Origin of the sequence: Pseudomonas fluorescens NCIMB 11764 (genome assembly GCF_000293885.2) — a bacterium.
GTDB classification, from domain to species: domain Bacteria; phylum Pseudomonadota; class Gammaproteobacteria; order Pseudomonadales; family Pseudomonadaceae; genus Aquipseudomonas; species Aquipseudomonas fluorescens_B.
In genome coordinates this window covers 6,749,611-6,768,773 of record NZ_CP010945.1, presented here as the reverse complement: position 1 = coordinate 6,768,773, position 19,163 = coordinate 6,749,611, and the positions used below count along the sequence as shown (strand labels likewise).

Genomic DNA, 19,163 nt, shown 5'->3' with positions numbered 1-19,163 from the left:
GCTTCGCGACCCAGCGGGAGCAAGCTCCCTCGCCACAAGGGGGCGCTCCCACATGTGGGGGTGTGTTCAGGCCGCCGGTTTTGATTGGTGGATCGGCAATTCGACGCGGAAAGTGCTGCCAACGCCGACTTCACTGCGCACCAGGATATTCCCCCGGTGTTTCTTCACGATGCCATAGGACAGGGACAACCCCAGCCCTGTCCCCTGGCCGACCGGTTTGGTGGTGAAGAACGGGTCGAAGATTTTCTGCAGGCTTTCCGGCGGGATGCCGGTGCCGGTGTCGGCGACTTCGATCCATACGGTTTCCCCTTCAGACCCGGTGCGCAGGGTGAGGGTGCCGCGTTCCGCGCCGATGGCCTGCGACGCGTTGACGATCAGGTTCATGATCACTTGGTTGATCTGCGAAGGCAGGCATTCGATATCGGGAAGGGCCTGATAGTCCTTCACCACATCGGCCTTGTACTTCAGTTCATTGGCCACGATGTTCAGCGTCGATTCGATGCCGTTTTGCAGATTCGCCCACTGCCATTCCTGGTTGGAATCCACCCGCGAGAAGTCCTTCAAGTCCCTGACGATCTGCCCGACGCGGTTGATACCGTCCTTGGATTCCTTGATCAGCAACGGTATGTCGTCGCGCAGGAATTCCAGTTCCACCCGGTCACGAAGCTGTTGCAAACGCTCGACCAGTTCGCTGGAACCCATCGCCTTTTCCGCATCACGGTAGGCGTCGAGCATTTCCTGCAGCTGTTTGAAATAGCCATCGAGGGCGCCGAGGTTGGAGGAAATGAAACCGATGGGGTTGTTGATTTCATGGGCGACACCGGCCGCCAGTTGCCCCAGTGAAGCGAGTTTCTCCGATTGCACCAGTTGTGACTCAAGCTGTTTGCGCTCGTCGATTTCCCGCTGCAACGCCTCGCTGGCCTGTTTGAACTGGGCCGTGCGTTGATCCACCAGATGCTCCAGGTGGCTCATCTGCACCAAGGCCCGTTCGGTCATGTCCCATTTGGTCAGCAGGGTGTTGGCCATCTGCTGGACTTCAATGTTGTCGAACGGTTTTTTCAGAATCAGCAGCCGGTCATGGGCCTGCAACCGGTCCAGCAGGTCGTCCCACGAATAGTCGGAATATGCGGTGCACACCACCACTTGCAGGCGCGGGTCTTCCTGCCACAAATGCTCAATCGTCTTCGCGCCGTCCCAGCCCTCCGGCATGCGCATGTCGACGAAGGCCAGCGCATAGGGATGCTTTACCTGCAAGGCATCCTTGAGTTTGCCCAGGCCCTCTTGCCCGCCATACGCCGAATCCAGTTCGAACAGGGCGCGGGTGGATTTCAGTTCACTGCCAAACAGCGCCGCTTCCATCGCGTCCAGCTCGACAGTCGGCACCGGCGTCGGCGTCAGGATCTTGCGGAAATCCTCATGAATGGACGGTGTGTCGTCGATCAGCAGAATGCGCCGGTTCGACTGTTCGCTCATGCTTCCTCCGTGACGGTTTTCAGCGGGATCTGCAGGGTGAACTGCGCGCCCTTGCCCGGCCCGTCGCTGTAGGCGGTCAGGTGGCCGTTCATTTCGATGGCGGCCAGGGCACAGCTGTGCAAGCCGAAGCCATGACCTTCCTTGCGCGTGGTAAAACCGTGGGCAAAGATGCGCGTCATGTTTTCCGGGGCAATGCCTTCACCGTCATCCTTGACGCTGACTTGCAGTGTCGCGTCGTCGACGATTTTGACCCCGAGGGTCATTTGCCGCGGGCGGTTGCTGAGGTCGGACATGGCGTATTTGGCGTTGCTGATCAGGTTGATCAGGATCAGCAGCAAGCGGTGTTTGTCGCCCATGACCTGCGGCACCTCGCCGTACTCCTTGACCACCTTGACGTGATGCCGGGTCAGCGCACCGGCGTTCATGCGCAGGGCGTCCTCGAGCAATTCGCTGATGTGCAGCGGCTCCATCAGATTGTTGGCGCCCGCGTAGGATTGCTGGGTGGCGACGATGTCCTTGATGTGGTCGACGCTTTTGCTCAACTGCGCGAGTTCGTCGGTCATGCTCTGTTGTTCGAGCGCGATGGCCTCCACCAGTTGATTGAGGTAACCGGGAAGCAATTTGCCTTTCTCGTCCCGGGTCAGGAAGGCACCGAGGTCATCCGGGTGTTCGTTGATCAGCTGCATGGCCTTGCCCAACCCCTGGGCCTTGCTGGCGCGCAGTTTGCGGCTGACCAGATCGGCCGAAATGTTGACGCTGTTGAGCACGTTGCCGACGTTGTGCAACACATTGGTGGCGATCTCGGCCATGCCGGCCTGGCGTGCGGTGTCGAGCAGTTCGCTCTGGGTATCCTTGAGCTCGCGGGTGCGTTCTTCCACGCGCAGTTCCAGTTCGTCATTGGCGGTTTTCAGGGCCTTGTTGACGCGATTGATGGTGGTGAAACTGCGCATCAGGTGAATCGCCAGGTACACCAGCAACAGGACCAGCAGCACTGAAAACACCAACATGTAAAAGTGGTAGCGCTGCTCGACCGCATCGGCCTGTTGCTGGTCAGTGTTCAACAGGCTGGTGATGTCGTCCAGACGCTCGGCGACGGGAATCGCTTCGATGTTTTCCAGCAAACGGTTGACCACCGGCTGTTCGCGCAGAATCAGTGAAATGTGGTTGCTTAAAATATCGATCGGGCTGTGAAACTGTTCGGGCAGGCGCAACTTGTTCACCCCGAGCTTGTTCAGACCGACCAAAATGTCCGCGGCCCTGTCGTCGGAGGTGACCTGGGCGAACTCCAGACTGCTGAGCAGCAGATCGTAAGTGTCGGTGGCGATGTTCTGCAGTTGCAGTTTGTCGCCATCGACCAGCCGGGCCAACTGCTCCTGAATATCGTCCTCGGCGGTGGGCAGGAACGCCAGTGAGTTGCGCAGCACAGCGTTGTGGGACTTGAACTGCTCCACCAGCCGGGTCTTTTCCTGGACGGCGGTCAGGTACGTTTCATGGCTGGCACGCCAGATCGGCGAATCGTTGCGGCCGTGGTTCGATTCCAGGGTATCGAACCGCTCCCACAGCTGCGTCATCTCGATCAGCGGCGTGACCAGCGGATCGTAATTGTGGTTGATGGTGATCCGGGCCTTGAGGATCTCGGTTTCCCATTGCGCGTTCAACTGCTTGATGCGACCGATCAGGTCACGGGATTCGGCGTAGGTCGATGTCTGGTTCGAATTCGATTTGATGTACAGGAACAGCAGCGTCGAGGCCAGCAACAAAGCGACGGCCCCCAGCAGGGCAAGACTGCGACGGCGTGACATTTTCATAAGGGTTTGCCTCCCCATTCACCGGTCAGGGTCTTGAGGAATTTGATGATCAGGGTTTTGTCCTCGGCGGAAGGAATGCGCCCGAGCTGGAACTTGAACATCACGTCCACGGCCTCTTCGAGGGTCTTGGCCGAACTGTCGTGAAAGTACGGTGCGGTTACTGCCACATTGCGCAGGCTCGGTACCTTGAACACATTGCGGTCCTCTTCTTCCCCGGTCACCAGATAGCGACCCTGGTCGGTGTCGGTCGGGTTGCCGCGAACCTTGAAGTAATCGCCCATGACGCCGAACTTCTGGAACATGTTGCCGCCGATGTTCACGCCTTGATGGCAGGCGATGCAGCCGTAGTCCTTGAAACGCTGGTAACCGTATTTTTCCTCGGTCGTGAGGATGTCGGTGTCGCCCAGCAGGTATTGATCAAACCGCGAGTTGCTACTGAGCAGCGTACGTTCATAGGCGGCCAGGGCGTTTTGCACATTGTTCATGGTCACGCCGTCCGGGTAGGCATTGCCAAATGCGCTGTGGTACGCAGGGTCGGCGGACAGCACTTGCACCACGTGCTCCCAGTTGCTGCCCATTTCGCTGGGGCTCTTCACCACTTCATGGATCTGGGATTCCAGGGAGTTGGCGCGGCCGTTCCAGAACTGCCTGAAATTCAGGGTGGCGTTGAACACGCTGGGGGTGTTGATCGTCACCGGCACACCGTTGAAGCCGATGGAAAACGGTACGGAATCGGCACCCCCTTTGTCCAGATGATGACAACTGGCGCAGGACAGCGTGTTGTTGACTGAGAGGCGCGGTTCATTGAACAACTGGCGACCGAGTTCGACCCGCAGCGGGTTTTGTTGTGGCACCGGAGGCAGTGGTTTAAGCGGTTCATCCAGCGGTGCCGCGACCGCGCTCAGACAGAATCCGAGCAGCGGCACCAGGAGCTGGTGGTGAATGGATGGCGACATCTGATGATTCCTTGGCTAATAGCCCATGTGTCGTTACGCATCGTTCACGTGGCGGTAAATGGAGCAGGTTTCACGGAACACAGATACTGCACGAAGCTGTCCGCTTCCACGGCTTTGCTGAAGTAGTAACCCTGGCCTTCCTCGCAATGATGGGCCCTGAGGAAATTCAATTGTTCGAGGGTTTCCACGCCTTCGGCGATGATGGTCAGTTTGAGGCTGCGCCCAAGACTGATGATGGCGCTGACCAGGGCAGCGTCGTTGCTGTCGTTGCTCAAGCCGCGAATGAACGACTGGTCGATTTTCAGTACATCGATTGGAAAACGCTGCAAGTAACTCAGGCTGGAATAGCCGGTGCCGAAGTCATCGATGGCCAGACGCACACCCAGCGCCTTGAGTCGGTTCAGGGAATTGACGGTGGTCTCGATGTTTTGCATCAACACGCCTTCGGTGATCTCCAGCTCCAGCAAGGACGGCTCCAGGCCTGTCTGTTCGAGGATCTGTTCGATGCCATCGACAAAGTCCCGCTGACGGAAATCGATGGCTGACATGTTCACCGACATGCAGAGATTTGGCAGCCCGCGCGCTTGCCAGGCGCAGGCTTGTCGGCAGGCCTCGGCAAGCACCCATTTGCTCAGCGGGACGATCAGGCCGCTGTCTTCGGCCACCGCGATGAAATCCGACGGATAGACCAGGCCGTGCCCGGGTCTTTGCCAACGGATCAAGGCCTCGGCGCCGACTACCATGCCGCTGCCCAGATCCAGTTTGGGTTGGTAATGCAGGACAAACTCATTGCGCTCCAGCGCCAGGCGAATACCGGTTTCGATGCTTTGCTGATCCCGGGCCCGCTTGTTCATTTCATCAATGAAAAAACTGAAATCGTTCGGACCGCTTTCCTTGATGTTGCGCATCGCGGTTTCGGCTTTCTTGATCAGCTCGATGGCGTCGAAACCGTCATCGGGATAAATACTGATGCCCAGGCTCGCGGTCACGCTCAGGTCATGCCCGGCGATGTGCAGGGGGGCGCGAATGGCGTTCAAGAGTTTTTCGGCGATGCCCTTTGTCTGCTGGGGATGGCGGATATCGGCGAGGATCGCCACGAATTCGTCGGAGCCATAGCGAAACACCGAATCTGACTCGCGCACGGTGGCCACCAGGTTGCGGCTGACCTGTTTCAACATTTCGTCACCGGCCGGATGGCCGAGGGCATTGTTGATGCGCTTGAAGCGATCAAGCCCCAGAAACATCACCGCCAGTTGCTTGTCATGGCGTCGGGACAACGCCAGCGACTGGTTCAGCCGGTCACCCAGCAACGTGCTGTTGGGCAACTCGGTCAACACGTCGTACTGCAACAAATGAGACACCTTGAGCAATTCGTGAACCCGCGCTTCGATGGTTTGCTCCAGGCTCAGCACCTTCATCGCCGCGTCCTGAGCCATCTGCCATTTCCAGGTCAGGGCGCTGGCCATCTGGCGGATTTCCAGGCTGTCGAAGGGCTTTTTCAGCACCAGCATCTGGTCGCCAAACTCCAGCCGTTCGGCCATGGCTTCCCAGGTGTAATCCGAATACGCCGTGCACAAGGCGACTTGCAGGTGTGGATCGGCCTTCCACAGTTGTTCAATGGTCTCCAGCCCGTCCCAGCCCGGAGGCATGCGCATGTCGGTGAACACCAGGGCGTAAGGGTGACCTTCGGCCAATGCGCGTTTTACCAGCTCCAGGGCTTCTTGCCCCTGATAGGCCGAGTCGAGCTGGAACGTCAGCCGTTCCATCGGCAGCGTGCCGAACAGTGCTGCTTCAGTGCCGGCCAGGCTCAGTTCACCTTCCGTTTCGGCGCCGAGGATCTTGCGGAAATCATCATGAATCGAGGGCGTGTCGTCGACGATCAGGATGCGCCGGTTGGTCCGCACGAAAGGGGTTTTCATCCTTTGTCCTCCGTGGACGGCATGATTCTCCCGGCTTTCAGCAACTCGGCAGCCTGTTGGCTGCTGACGGCCTTGCTGAAGAAAAAACCCTGGGCGTTCATCGGTGACCCGGTGGCCATCAACGAACTGCGCTGTTCCTGGGTCTCGACGCCTTCGGCAATGATGCCGATCCCGACATCCCGAGCGAAGTTGATGATGGCGCGCAACGTGTTGGCACTGGACGGATCGCGAGCGGCTGTGTCGATGAAGGCTTGGGCGAGTTTCAGGTGATTGACCTGATAGGTCTTGAGGTAATCGAACGAAGAATACTCGGTGCCGAAGTCGTCGATGGCGATCTTCACGCCCAGGTCACGCAAGCGTGGCAACACGTCGTTGTGGGTCCATTTGGTCTGGGCCAGCGTCGCTTCGGTGACATCGAACCGCAGGTCCGCGGCGCAGAGCTCCCAGCGTGCGGTGGTGCGCAGCACGTCATAGATGAGCTCGGGGCCGCTCTTGAGCTGGGCCAGGGACAGCTTGATCGCAATCACCGGTGGCGCGACACCTTCATCCCGCCACTGGCGCATTTGCCGGCAGGCTCGATCCAGCACCCAATGACCGAGGGCGATGATCGTGCCGGTCTTTTCGGCGGCGGGCAGGAACGCAGTGGCTTCCAGCAAACCGCGCTCGCGGTGGTTCCAGGTGACCTGCGCTTCCATTCCGAGGATCTTGCCGCTGGTCAGGTCGACTTCCGGCCAGTAACACAGTTCAAGTTCATTGTGTTCGATGGCCTCTCTTAACTCGCTGGCGATGGTCATGCGTTCGACCACTTCCTGATTGATCTCCTCTGAATGGAAGTGGTACTGGTTGCGGCCCTTTTCCTTGGAGCGATAGAGCGCCATGTCGGCCTGGGTCAACATGCCGTCGGCACTGGTGATGGTCGGGCTGTAACTGCTGATGCCAATACTGACCGATACCCGTATATCGTTGCTGGCCAGGGAGTAGGGCAGCACCAGTGCATCCCGGACCTTGGTGGCGAGGGCGGCGGAATGGGTCGGGTCGCTGACGTCCAGCTGCAGGATCGCGAACTCGTCGCCGCCGAGGCGGGCGACCACATCGTTTTCCCGCACGCAGGCCTTGATGCGCCGGGCCACTTCTTGCAGCAACAAGTCACCCACCGGGTGCCCGAGGGTGTCGTTGATGCGTTTGAAGTGGTCCAGGTCCAGGTAAAACATGGCGAATGGCGTCGCGCCGCGACGTGCGGCGGCGAAGGCCTGGTGCAGCCGCTCGATCAGCGTGGCGCGGTTGGCCAGCCCGGTCAGTCCGTCGGTGCGCGCCAGCAGGAAGATTTTCTCTTCGGCCACCTTGCGTTCTGTGACGTCGATGATGATGCCTTCGACTTCCAGCAGGCGGCCTTCGTCGTCGCGTACCGGGATGTAGCGGTTTTCCACCCAGCGCCAGTCACCGTTGCCGGTGCGCATCCGGAACTCGATGGAGGCGCCGGCAGCGTGGCGGTCCAGCACCCGGGCCATGGCGGTGTCGACCTTCAATTGATCTTCGGGATGTATCAACTCCCGGGCCCAATTGGCCGAGGCGACCAGTTTCGCCGCGACATGCCCGTACTTGGTGATGTTGTGCGAGATGTACATCAGCGGAAACGACGGTTCGCCCCGCAGCCGATACAGAATGGTCGGGCTGTTCTGCACGATGATGTTGGCATCGGACAGTTCCCGGGTGCGCTCCTCGACCGCTTGCTCGAGCAGCGACATCTTCAGCTCCGCATCTTCGGTCATTTGCCACTTGGCGGTCAGCGCGCTGGCCATCTGGCGGATTTCGATCGCATCGAACGGTTTCTTGAGAATCAGCAGACGGTCGCCCAGCTCCAGGCGTTCGTCGATGTCTTCCCAGGAATAGTCGGAGTAGGCCGTGCACAGCGCCACTTGCAACTTGGGGTCGACTTGCCACAAGCGTTCGATGGTTTCCAGGCCGTTCCAGCCCGGTGGCATGCGCATGTCGATGAACGCCATCGCGTAGGGCATGTCGTTGGCCAGGGCCGTTTCGACCTTGTCCAGCGCTTCGAGGCCCTGGAAGGCCGAGTCGAGTACGAAACGCTGGAGTGTGGCCGTCACCGCAGTGCCGAAAAGGGCTTGCTCCGAGCTGGTCAGGCTGTCGTCATCGGACGATGGCGGGCTGAGGATCTTGATGAAGTCCTCATGGATTGAAGGCGTGTCGTCGACGATGAGAATTCGCCGGTTGGTTCGCGCCAGCAGCGTATTCATCGCCAGATCCCTGGACCGGCAGCGGTTTGATGCGCAGTGTTCATAAGGGTCATCCTTTTCCCTGACCACCTGGCCGAACGTACAGATTATGGATCCGAGTCACCAGAGCATAGTCGCCCGGACCAGAGTTCGCGCAACTGACTGAAACGAATCATTGCGGTGATGGCACGAAAATCATCTAGCCTGAAGGTCAGGATCCGGCAATAGCGGATGTTTGCCCGGATTCCGACATGATGCTGTACCCGTTTTCGCCTGAGGTAATGCCATGGAAGAGCAACTCCCCGCGACGTCCGTCTATAAACCCAAGGTGTTGCTGGTCGATGATGAGGAACCCATTCTCAACAGCCTGCGTCGCCTGTTACGCGGCCAGCCCTACGACGTGCTGCTGGCCACCAGCGGCGCCCAGGCCCTGGAAATCATGGCGCAACAGTCCATCGATCTGGTGATGAGCGATGCACGCATGCCCAACATGGACGGTGCCACGCTGCTGGCCCATATCCACCAGCTCTATCCCGATACCGTGCGGATCATGCTCACCGGTTATGCCGACCCGTCAGCCATTATCAAAGCCATCAATGAGGGGCAGATTCATCGCTACATCAGCAAGCCCTGGCACGATGAGGAAATGCTGCTGATATTGCGGCAATCACTCGCGTACCAGCATTCCGAACGTGAAAGGTTGCGTCTGGTCCAGGAAACGTGGGATCAGAACCAGGAATTGAGGCGGCTCAACACCACCCTGGACAAACGCGTCGCCTCCCGCACTGCCGAGTTGCAGCAGACCGCCGACATGCTCGACCTGGCCTATGAGGAGCTCAAGCACAGCTACGTCACCGGCACCGAGATGTTCTCGCTGCTGGCCAACCTGCGCATGCCGCCGGCCAAACAGACCAACCGCCAGATCATCGAGTTGGTGCGGGTGTACTGCAAGCTCCATGACCTGGATGCGGGCACCAGTCGCGACCTGACCATGGCCGCGGCGCTCTACAACATCGGCAAGCTCAGCTGGACCGACAGCATGATGACCGCCCCTGCGGACCTGCTGCATCACAATGATCGTGAGCGTTACCGCAATTACCCGAAGCAGAGCGAATCGCTGTTGATGACGCTCGATCCGATGAAGGATGCCGCCCGTCTGATTCTGCACCATCAGGAGCGTTGGGACGGCAGCGGTTTTCCCGACCGGCTCAAGGGTGAAGCGATTCCCGTCGGTTCGCGGTTACTGAAGCTGGCGGTGGATTTCATCGAGTTGCAGCGCGGGTTGATCCTGGAACGGCAGATGAACAGCGATGAGGCGCTGGTGTATATCCGCAGCTATGCCGGAAAACTCTATGACCCGGGGATGGTGGAGGATTTCATTCAGGTGTGCGCCGCCTACCTGAGCGATGTTTCTCTGGCCGATCCGGCGGTCAAGGTCATCACCACCCGGGAATTGGCAGCGGGGATGATCCTGGCGCGCAACCTCAATGCCGACAACGGCATGCTGCTGCTCAATGCCGGCAAGGTATTGAATGGACCGCTGGTGGAGAAGCTGATCGCCTTCGAAGCCATGGAAGGGGCGAAATACAGCATTTTCGTGAAGGTGCCGGAAGACGTGAACGGCGCGATTCTCGAGGGGGGGGAGACTTCCGACGCCTTGCACTGATCATTGTGGGAGCGAGCTTTTGTGGCGAGGGGATTTATCCCCGTTGGGTCGCGAAGCGGCCCCAAACCTGTGACTTCGGTATCTCAGACAAACCGCATCCACTTAGTTTGCGACTGCTTCGCAGCCGAACGGGGATAAATCCCCTCGCCACCAGGCTCGCGCTCAGGCGGGCCGTGTTTCGCAGAGATTTTTTCGGCGTGACGACGCACCGATGCACATGGGATCCTAGCGCCTTTTAGCCAAGGGCAGTCGTTGTTCATGACACCTTCATCCGCCGCTTCACCCCGCATCATCCGCATTGCCGCCGCCCTGTTGATCGGTCCCGATGGTCGTACCCTGCTGGTTCGCAAACGCGGCACCGAGGCCTTCATGCAACCGGGTGGCAAGATCGAGGCCCATGAACAACCGGTCTGTGCGCTGGCCCGTGAACTGGATGAAGAGCTCGGACTGGTCATTGATCCGGCGCACGCGATGTATCTGGGGCAATTCTCGGCACCGGCCGCCAATGAGCCTGGATTTATCGTGCAGGCCGATCTCTTTCAGCTGACGATCGATGCAGACGTGTCCCCGGCAGCGGAGATCGAAGAGGTGCGCTGGATCGATCCGGCGACCGACGGTGATGTCACCCTCGCGCCATTGACACGGGACCTGATCCTGCCGTTTTATCGAGCCTCGCTGACCGCGATCGCCTGATTATTCACGGACCAAGGATTGCCCATGATTCCGCTTCAAGACTTGCTGATCTTCGCCGCTGCCGCGTTGCTGATGGTACTGACGCCGGGGCCGAACATGATCTACCTGATCTCCCGTTCGATCTGCCAGGGGCGCAAGGCCGGGGTGACTTCGTTGCTCGGTGTGGTCGCCGGATTCTTCGTGCATCTGTTCGCCGCAGCGGCGGGTTTGACCGCGGTGTTCCTGGCCGTGCCGATGGCCTATGAAGTGTTGAAGTGGGCCGGGGCGCTGTACCTGATGTGGCTGGCCTGGCAGGCGGTCAAACCGGGAGCGCGGTCGCCGTTCGAGGCGCAGCAGTTGCCGCCGGATTCATCGCGCAAATTGATTACCATGGGGTTTCTGACCAGTGCCTTGAATCCGAAGATCGCCGTGTTTTACCTGTCGGTGTTTCCGCAGTTCATCACGCCTGAGCATGGCTCTGTCTTCACCCAGAGCATCGTTCTCGGTTTGACCCAGATCAGCGTCAGTTTCTGCGTCAACCTGTTGATCGCGGTGTTTGCGGCAGGCATCGCGTCCTGGTTCGTCAACAACCCGACCTGGCTGGCGCTGCAACGCTATTTCATGGGGTTCGTGCTGTCGGCGCTGGCGGTGCGGCTGATGCTTGAGCAACGAAGGGCGGCGTGAACATGTGGATTGAACGGCTTGATGCCAACCATGCACTGGCCTATCGGGCGCTGATGCTCGAAGCCTACGACTTGCATCCTCAAGCGTTCACCTCCAGCGTGCGTGAGCGCGCGACGATGCCGCTGAGCTGGTGGGAGGCGCGCCTGACCAGCAAGCTCGATGTGCTGTTCGGCGCATTTGAGCAAGGGCAATTGGGAGGCATCGTCGGCCTGGCCTTCGAACCTCGTGAAAAGGCCCGGCACAAGGCGACGCTGTTCGGCCTGTACGTATCCGGCCAGGTTCGTCAGCGCGGGCTCGGTTATCAATTGGTGCAGGCGGCGCTGGCCGAGGCGCAAACCCACCCGGTCCTGAGGCTGGTTCAGCTGACTGTCACCGCCGGCAACGAAGCGGCGTTCAACTTGTACCAGCGATGCGGCTTCATCCAGTTCGGCCTGGAGCCGCTGGCGCTGCGGGTTGGTGAAGAGTACTTCGACAAGATCCACATGTGGCGGGAGGTCGCCCAGGAACTTGAGGCATAAGGCCGCTATTGTGGCGAGGGCGCTTGCTCCCGCCGGGCTGCGAAGCGTCCCCAAAACCTGCAACCTTATTCTCTCAGGTACACCGCATAGGCTGGATTTTCGTCTGCTGCGCAGCCGAGCGGGAGCAAGCGCCCTCGCCACAGGGGACCGTATCGGCTATCGAACCGCGCTGACCCCATCCAGCGTAGAAAACGACGTGTCCTTCGCCGTCAGCAGAAAATCACGCATGTACGGCGCATCCAGCATGTCCGCGCGGATCCCCGCGTACAACGTCGCAAACAAGCCTTTCTCACCCAGCCGCTTGGCCTTCACATAGCCCCGTGAACTGTATTCATGCAGCGCCCAGTGCGGCATGCCGCACACGCCACGCCCGCTGGCTACAAGTTGCATCATCATCACCGTCAGCTCCGAGGTGCGGACCTGGGCCGGTTCGATGTCGGCCGGCTCCAGGAAACGGGTGAAAATATCCAGCCGATCACGCTCCACCGGGTAAGTGATCAAGGTCTCGGTCAGCAAATCTTCAGGAACGATATACGCCTTGTTCGCCAAACGGTGCTGATTGGCCACCGCGAGCATCGCTTCATAAGTGAACAGCGGCACATAGGTGATACCGGCAATTTCCAGCGGATCGGAGGTCACCACCAGATCCAGATCGCCACGGGCCAGGGCTGGCAACGGGGCGAAGGAGAAACCCGACGCCAGGTCCAGTTCGACTTCCGGCCACGCATCGCGGAACTGGTCGATGGTTGGCATCAGCCACTGGAAGCAGCTGTGGCATTCGATTGCCATGTGCAAGCGCCCGGCGGTGCCACCGGCCAGCCGCGCGATATCACGCTCGGCGCCGCGTAGCAGCGGCAAAGTGGCGTCGGCCAATTGCAGCAGGCGCAAACCGGCGCTGGTGAAACGCACCGGTTTGGTCTTGCGTACGAACAACGGCATGCCCATGCGCTCTTCCAGCTCCTTGAACTGGTGGGACAGGGCTGATTGCGTCAGGTGCAGGCGGTCGGCGGCATCGACCAGGCTGTCGGCTTCGCGCAAGGCGTGCAGGGTCTTCAAGTGGCGGATTTCAAGCACCGGTTGGGCTCCATGAGGAAAACTTGTGATCAACACGAAAAGGTTGAGTTTGTCTCATGTTGGGTTGGCTGTCGACAATAGGGCCATGTTTTACGGCCTCTAATCTAGGAAGGAACTCACCATGGCTCTGGCCCACACACTTGGTTTTCCACGCATCGGCGCTGACCGCGAACTGAAAAAAGCCCTCGAATCCTACTGGAAGGGCGATCTCGATCAGGACGCGCTGAAAAACGTCGGTGCCCAACTGCGCGCCACCCACTGGCAATTGCAGAAAGACGCCGGCATCGACCTGCTGCCGGTCGGCGACTTCGCCTGGTACGACCAGGTGCTGACCCATTCCCTAACCTTTGGTGTGATCCCGGAGCGTTTCGACAGTGCCAAAAACGCCAACGGCCTGCCGACGCTGGACACGCTGTTCGCCATGGCCCGAGGTGCAACTGCAGCCTGCTGCGGCGGCGAACACACCAAGGCGCAATATGCACAGGAACTGACCAAGTGGTTCGATACCAACTACCACTACCTGGTCCCGGAATTCAGCGCAGACCAACAGTTCAAGCTTAGCTGGGAACAGTTGTTCGACGAAGTCGACGAAGCCCGGGCCCTTGGCCATAACGTCAAACCAGTGATCATCGGCCCGCTGACGTACCTGTGGCTGGGCAAGGCCAAAGGCAACGACTTCGACAAGCTCGACCTGCTGGAACGCCTGCTGCCGATCTACGGCGAAATCCTCGGTCGTCTCGCCGCCCAAGGCGTGGAGTGGGTGCAGATCGACGAGCCGATCCTGACCCTCGACCTGCCGCAAGAATGGAAAAATGCTTTCGAACGCGCTTATCACATCCTCCAGTATTCGCCGCTGAAAAAGCTGGTGGCGACCTACTTCAGTGGCCTGCAAGACAACCTCGGTCTGGCCGTCGGTTTGCCAGTGCAAGGTTTGCACATCGATGCGGTGCGCGCCCCCGACCAACTGCTCCACGTGCTCGATCGTCTGCCGACCTACAAGATTCTCTCGGTGGGCCTGGTCAACGGCCGCAACGTCTGGCGTTGCGAACTGGAGCCGGTGCTCGCACAACTGCAATTGGCCCAGGAACGCTTTGGCGACAACCTGTGGGTCAGCAGTTCCTGCTCGTTGCTGCACAGTCCGGTGGACCTGGAGCGTGAAGACAAACTCGATCCGGAACTGAAAAGCTGGCTGGCGTTTGCCGTGCAGAAGTGTGGCGAAATCGCTGTGCTGCGTGATGCACTTAACGACCCGCAGTCGCCCAAGGTGCAAGCCGCCCTGGGCGAAAGCCGGGCGATTCAGGCCAGCCGCGCCGAGTCTCCGCGTATCCACAAAGCGCAAGTGCAAGCCCGCATCAACGCCATCGGTGCAGCCGACAGCCAGCGCCACTCGCCGTTTGCCAAACGCATCGAGCAACAGCGCACAAGGTTGAAGCTACCGGCGTTTCCGACCACCACCATCGGTTCGTTCCCGCAGACCGGTTCGATCCGCCTGGCGCGTCAGGCGTTCAAGCAAGGCAAGCTGTCGGCCAACGATTACACCGACGCCATGCACAGCGAAATCCGCCACGCCGTGCAAGTCCAGGAACGCCTGGGCCTGGATGTGCTGGTCCATGGTGAAGCCGAACGCAACGACATGGTGGAGTATTTCGCCGAGCAGCTGGACGGCTACCTGTTCACCCGTTTTGGCTGGGTACAGAGCTACGGTTCCCGTTGTGTGAAACCGGCGATCATCTACGGCGACCTGAGCCGTCCGAACGCCATGACTGTCGACTGGATCACTTATGCGCAAAGCCTGACCGACAAAGTCATGAAAGGCATGCTCACCGGTCCGGTGACCATGCTGATGTGGTCGTTCCCGCGGGAAGACGTTTCGCGCAAAGTCCAGGCGCAGCAGTTGGCGCTGGCCCTGCGTGACGAGGTGCTGGACCTGGAAAACGCCGGCATCAAGATCGTCCAGATCGACGAAGCGGCGTTCCGCGAAGGTTTGCCGCTGCGTCGGGCGCAATGGCAGGAATACCTCGATTGGGCGGTGCAAGCGTTTCGCTTGAGTGCGTCCGGTGTGCGCGATGAAACCCAGATCCACACCCACATGTGCTACAGCGAATTCAACGACGTGATCGAGGCCATCGCGGCGATGGATGCTGACGTGATCACCATTGAAACCTCGCGTTCGGACATGGAATTGCTGGAGGCCTTCGAAGCGTTCGACTACCCGAACGATATCGGCCCGGGTGTGTATGACATTCACTCGCCACGGGTGCCGGACACGGCGGAGATGGTCAAGTTGATGAGCAAGGCCGTGAAGCGGATTCCGGCGGAACGGTTGTGGGTGAACCCGGATTGCGGTCTGAAAACCCGGGCTTGGCCGGAGACGGAAGCGGCGTTGGTGAACATGGTGGCGGCGGCGCGGCAGTTGCGGAGTCAGTTGGCTTAAGCTTCTGTGGCGTCTGCCCGGACGATGAATGAAAGCGCGGTGTTGAATATGACCGTTCAGCACTCTTCATCAAACTGTCACGTAACTGTGGCAGCGCGCTTGATCAAACTTCATCAGACTCGCGCTCTACTGGGGTTCTGCGTTTCGGTGTTTTTTCATGAGTGCACGTTTTTTTTCGACAGCGGTTTTCCTGGCCGCGTTGTTGTTCGGCCTGCCGTCCTTTGCGGCCTCTCGATGTGATGTGAATGTTCCGACCGAACACGCCGATCTGGCGCAGGTGAGCCTGGCGTACCAGAGCATCGGCCGTGCCTCGGACCCGGCACTGCTGCTGGTGATGGGGCTGGGCGGGCAGTTGATTCACTGGCCGGACGAGGTGGTGGTTGCGCTCTGCCAGCAGGGCTTTCGGGTGATTCGATATGACAATCGCGATGTCGGCCTGTCCACCTGGCGACAGGCGCCGGTCGACGCCAATCTGACCTTCGAAGTGCTGCGCTACAAACTCGGTTTGCCGGTTTCGGCACCGTATTCCCTGACGGACATGGCCGATGATGCGCTGGGTCTGATGGATGCGTTGCACGTCGATCAATTCCATGTGCTGGGCGCGAGCATGGGCGGGATGATCGCCCAGCATATGGCGGCCATGGCGCCGCAGCGGATCGAGAGTCTGACGTTGATCATGACCACTTCCGGTGCCGAAGGTTTGCCGGCGCCCAATGCGGCCTTGGTGCAGTTGCTCTCGCGCCGTGGTGCGCCGAATCGCGAAGTGGCGCTGGAGCAGCAGGCCGACTTGCTGGCAGCGCTGGGGAGTCCGACGGTGAACGATGATCGGCAGGCCCTGCTGCATCAGGCGGCGCTGTCTTATGACCGGGCGTTCAACCCCGAGGGTGTGAAGCGCCAGATCATGGCGATCCTCGCGGAGCCAAGTCGGGTGGCGTTGCTTAATCAGTTGCGGGTGCCGACGCTGGTGGTTCATGGCACTGCCGATCCGCTGTTGCCGGTGATGCATGGGGTGCATTTGGCAGCGCATATTCACGGTAGTCAGTTGAAGCTGATTCCTGGGTTGGCTCATCGTTTTCAGGAGGCGTTTAAAGCACCGTTGCTGGCGGCGGTGTTGCCTTATCTGCAGGCTCATCGCGAAGACACTTCGCATTGGGCGCAGATTGATCCTGTGGTTGAACACAACCTTCTGTAGCACCGAAATCCACTGTGGGAACGGGGCCGGCATTCTGGCGAAGGCGGCCTGTCTCTTGCAGACAGACAACCATGCCGCTTCCACAGGTGTATCGTTCATCATTTTCGGCCTGTGTTCAGCCTGCGAGGTGTGTGATGAGTGCTCCCCTGAAGATCGATTTCGTCAGCGACGTGTCCTGCCCGTGGTGCGTTGTGGGTCTGTACGGCCTGACCCGCGCTCTGGATTTGCTGGGCGACGAGGTCCAGGCCGAAATCCGTTTCCAGCCGTTCGAGCTGAATCCGAAGATGAGCCCTGAAGGGCAGAACATCACCGAACACATCACCGAGAAATACGGTTCGACCCCGGAGCAATCGCAAAAGAACCGCGAGATGATTCGCGCACGCGGCGCCGAAGTCGGCTTTGCCTTTCGCACGGACGGTAACAGCCGCATCTACAACACTTTCGATGCTCACCGTTTGTTGTACTGGGCGGGGCTGGAAGGGTTGCAGTTCAATCTGAAGGAGGCGCTGTTCAAGGCGTATTTCACCGACGGCGGCAATCCTTCCGACCACGCTCAGTTGGCGCAGATCGCGCAAAGCGTTGGGCTGGACCGGCAGCGGGCCGAGGCGATTCTGGCATCGGACGAGTTCGCCAGGGAGGTGCGGGAGGAAGAGCAGTTGTGGCTGTCCCGCGGCGTCAGTTCGGTGCCGACCGTGGTCTTCAACGGGCAGTACGCGGTCAGCGGCGGGCAGCCGGTGGAAACCTTTGTCGGGGCGATTCGACAGATCATGAGCGAGGCGAAGGGCGGCACGGTCAGTTGATCGGATCGCAGTTGAATAGAAATATATCAATATGCCACTATGGTTTCAGCCGTTCTTGCCGATATAGGCAGCAACGATTTCAATCATAGGGATTTGATCCATGACTCTTCACGCCTTTCGCACGTGGGCAGCGCTCACTTTACTCGCTTGCCTGAGCCTTACCGGCTGCGCCCACATCCAACCGCCTGTTCCGCTGGATAAACAATTCTGGGATGCCAAGGAGCCGACCATCGGTGTGGCCATCACTGTGGTGCCGGCGCCTGTGCTGGCACTGACCGGTCAACAGGGGATGCTCGATTACGCGATCAATCGGGGCGTGAACAGCAAACTCAGCGACAACGTCGAAAAATGGCAAGTGCGCGACCTGAACACGTTGCCGGATGTCATCGTCGCCAAACTGCAGGCCAAGGGCTACAAGGTCAAGAGGATCAATGAGCCGGTCGACCTGAATGTCTATAAACAAACCAGTTTCCGCGAAGGCTACATGGGCCGGGACCTGACTCCGATCAAGGGCGCTTACGGCGTCGATCGCCTGTTGCTGGTGAATGTCTTCGCCACCGGCGCCACCCGCAGCTACTACGGATTCGTGCCGACCAGCGTGCCGATGGCGCAGGTGAGCGGGCAGGGCCTGGTGGTCGATCTGGCCGACAACAAACTGTTGTGGTTCAAACCCTTCGCGGCGGTGCAAGCGGCTCAGGGCGAGTGGGATGAGCCGACCTACACCAACCTGTCCAATGCCTTCTACCAGGCCATGGACAATAGTCGTCAGCAAATGATCACACCGTTCGAGCAATGAAGCGCTCGATCATGGGGGCCAGTGCGCTGGCCCTGCTGGTGCTCGCCGGTTGCGCGCAGAAACCGGCGCCCGAGGCCGGTTTCAAGTCGCAGAGTGCCGCATCCTACGTCCAGGCTCATGGACTGAAAGTGGACATGCAACTGCCGCAGGCGTTTGTCGGTGCCAGCACGGTGATTGACGCCGAGGCGGCGCAGAAGGCGGCTTCGTCGAGTCATAACCTGGTGGCGGGTGCCAATGCGGCAGGACTGGCAGGTTTGCTGGTGGCGAGCCTGATCAACACTCAGATGGGCAGCGGCAGCTTGCAGCGCGATGCAGAAAACTCTGCGCTCAAGGATTCGCGTCCGATGGCCGACCTGCTCGCCGGCGTGCCATTGCAGGAACGTCTGCAACAGCGCTATCAACAAGCGTCGCAAGTGGCCGGGCTGAAACAAGGTGAGGGGCAAGTCACCGCGCGGCTGGTGATCGAACCGAAACTGATGCTCACCCCCGATCGCGGCAGCTTTGTGCTGGTCAATCAGGTGCAGGTCCAGGACATTGCCGGTTCGGCGCTGTATCGCATGCGCATTGAAGTGGCGAGCCAGCCAGTTCGGCGTTGCGGCAAGCAATGCATCGACGACGGCACTCTGGATCTGGCGAGGGTCACGGCCGTGCTCGACGAGTGCATCGACGAGTCCATGCGTGTTTTAGCCACCGACCTGATGCTGCCGGCACCGCCGGAGGCCGCCCAGGAAACCTTGCGGTATGTGCTCGATGGCCAGCGTGTGGTCGAGCGCGGTTATCAGTTGGCGAATAACGGCACCTATTGGCGTTATCGCAACCTCTACGGCGCAGTGAAATCAGTGCCGGTGCCGTTCGAGGATGCGCTGACGCAAGCGCAGTTGCAGAAGGTTTACGGGCAGTAAAACGCAGAACCTGCAGGAGCGATCGGTGCGGTGAT

The 19,163-nt window shown here is 59.8% G+C and carries 15 protein-coding genes; 9 read left to right on the top strand and 6 right to left on the bottom strand.

Annotation, left to right across the window (positions count from 1 at the left end; all coding sequences use genetic code 11):
- Positions 1-66 precede the first annotated feature (66 nt).
- The 5 genes from B723_RS30730 to B723_RS30710 are packed head-to-tail and all read right to left on the bottom strand — an operon-like array spanning position 67 to position 8,417.
- Positions 67-1,473: an ATP-binding protein gene (locus B723_RS30730; RefSeq protein ID WP_017340601.1), complete on the bottom strand. Its 1,407-nt coding sequence runs from the start codon at positions 1,471-1,473 to the stop codon at positions 67-69.
- Positions 1,470-3,281 carry a DAHL domain-containing protein gene (locus tag B723_RS30725; RefSeq protein ID WP_017340600.1) on the bottom strand — a complete coding sequence of 604 codons (1,812 nt, stop codon included), beginning with the start codon at positions 3,279-3,281 and terminating at the stop codon, positions 1,470-1,472. Before B723_RS30725 ends, B723_RS30730 begins: the two co-directional genes overlap by 4 nt.
- A complete protein-coding gene (locus tag B723_RS30720; RefSeq protein WP_017340599.1) occupies positions 3,278-4,237 on the bottom strand; it encodes a cytochrome-c peroxidase in 960 nt (319 codons plus the stop codon). Before B723_RS30720 ends, B723_RS30725 begins: the two co-directional genes overlap by 4 nt.
- 44 nt (positions 4,238-4,281) lie before the next feature.
- The gene (locus B723_RS30715) at positions 4,282-6,156 is read right to left on the bottom strand and encodes a putative bifunctional diguanylate cyclase/phosphodiesterase (RefSeq protein ID WP_017340598.1); all 1,875 of its coding nucleotides are present in this window, start codon (positions 6,154-6,156) and stop codon (positions 4,282-4,284) included.
- Positions 6,153-8,417, bottom strand: a complete 2,265-nt coding sequence (locus B723_RS30710; protein ID WP_031319099.1) for an EAL domain-containing protein — start codon at positions 8,415-8,417, stop codon at positions 6,153-6,155. Before B723_RS30710 ends, B723_RS30715 begins: the two co-directional genes overlap by 4 nt.
- A 259-nt stretch (positions 8,418-8,676) precedes the next feature.
- Between B723_RS30710 and B723_RS30705 the strand changes: the two genes are divergently transcribed.
- The 4 genes from B723_RS30705 (at position 8,677) to B723_RS30690 (ending at position 11,930) form a co-directional block, all read left to right on the top strand.
- Entirely contained in the window at positions 8,677-10,056 is a 1,380-nt protein-coding gene (locus tag B723_RS30705) for an HD domain-containing phosphohydrolase (protein WP_017340596.1), read from the top strand.
- Between the two features lie 258 nt (positions 10,057-10,314).
- Entirely contained in the window at positions 10,315-10,749 is a 435-nt protein-coding gene (locus tag B723_RS30700) for an NUDIX hydrolase (protein ID WP_017340595.1), read from the top strand.
- Positions 10,750-10,773: 24 nt separating this feature from the next.
- Entirely contained in the window at positions 10,774-11,412 is a 639-nt protein-coding gene (locus B723_RS30695) for a LysE family translocator (protein ID WP_017340594.1), read from the top strand.
- A gap of 2 nt (positions 11,413-11,414) precedes the next feature.
- Entirely contained in the window at positions 11,415-11,930 is a 516-nt protein-coding gene (locus tag B723_RS30690; RefSeq protein ID WP_031319098.1) for a GNAT family N-acetyltransferase, read from the top strand.
- 156 nt (positions 11,931-12,086) lie between these two features.
- Here B723_RS30690 and metR read toward each other — a convergent pair whose 3' ends face one another.
- A complete protein-coding gene (metR, locus tag B723_RS30685; protein ID WP_017340592.1) occupies positions 12,087-13,004 on the bottom strand; it encodes a transcriptional regulator MetR in 918 nt (305 codons plus the stop codon).
- Between the two features lie 121 nt (positions 13,005-13,125).
- On the opposite strand from metR, the gene metE reads away from it, so the two are divergent.
- The 5 genes from metE (at position 13,126) to B723_RS30660 (ending at position 19,128) form a co-directional block, all read left to right on the top strand.
- Positions 13,126-15,438, top strand: a complete 2,313-nt coding sequence (metE, locus tag B723_RS30680) for a 5-methyltetrahydropteroyltriglutamate--homocysteine S-methyltransferase (RefSeq protein ID WP_017340591.1) — start codon at positions 13,126-13,128, stop codon at positions 15,436-15,438.
- Between the two features lie 157 nt (positions 15,439-15,595).
- The gene (locus B723_RS30675) at positions 15,596-16,630 is read left to right on the top strand and encodes an alpha/beta fold hydrolase (protein WP_017340590.1); all 1,035 of its coding nucleotides are present in this window, start codon (positions 15,596-15,598) and stop codon (positions 16,628-16,630) included.
- A 134-nt stretch (positions 16,631-16,764) separates the two neighbouring features.
- Positions 16,765-17,430, top strand: coding sequence for a DsbA family oxidoreductase (locus B723_RS30670; protein ID WP_017340589.1), 666 nt, complete (start codon positions 16,765-16,767; stop codon positions 17,428-17,430).
- Positions 17,431-17,530: 100 nt separating this feature from the next.
- Positions 17,531-18,226, top strand: coding sequence for a hypothetical protein (locus B723_RS30665; RefSeq protein WP_017340588.1), 696 nt, complete (start codon positions 17,531-17,533; stop codon positions 18,224-18,226).
- Complete coding sequence (locus B723_RS30660) at positions 18,223-19,128, top strand: hypothetical protein (RefSeq protein ID WP_017340587.1); 906 nt, start codon at positions 18,223-18,225, stop codon at positions 19,126-19,128. Before B723_RS30665 ends, B723_RS30660 begins: the two co-directional genes overlap by 4 nt.
- Positions 19,129-19,163 lie beyond the last annotated feature (35 nt).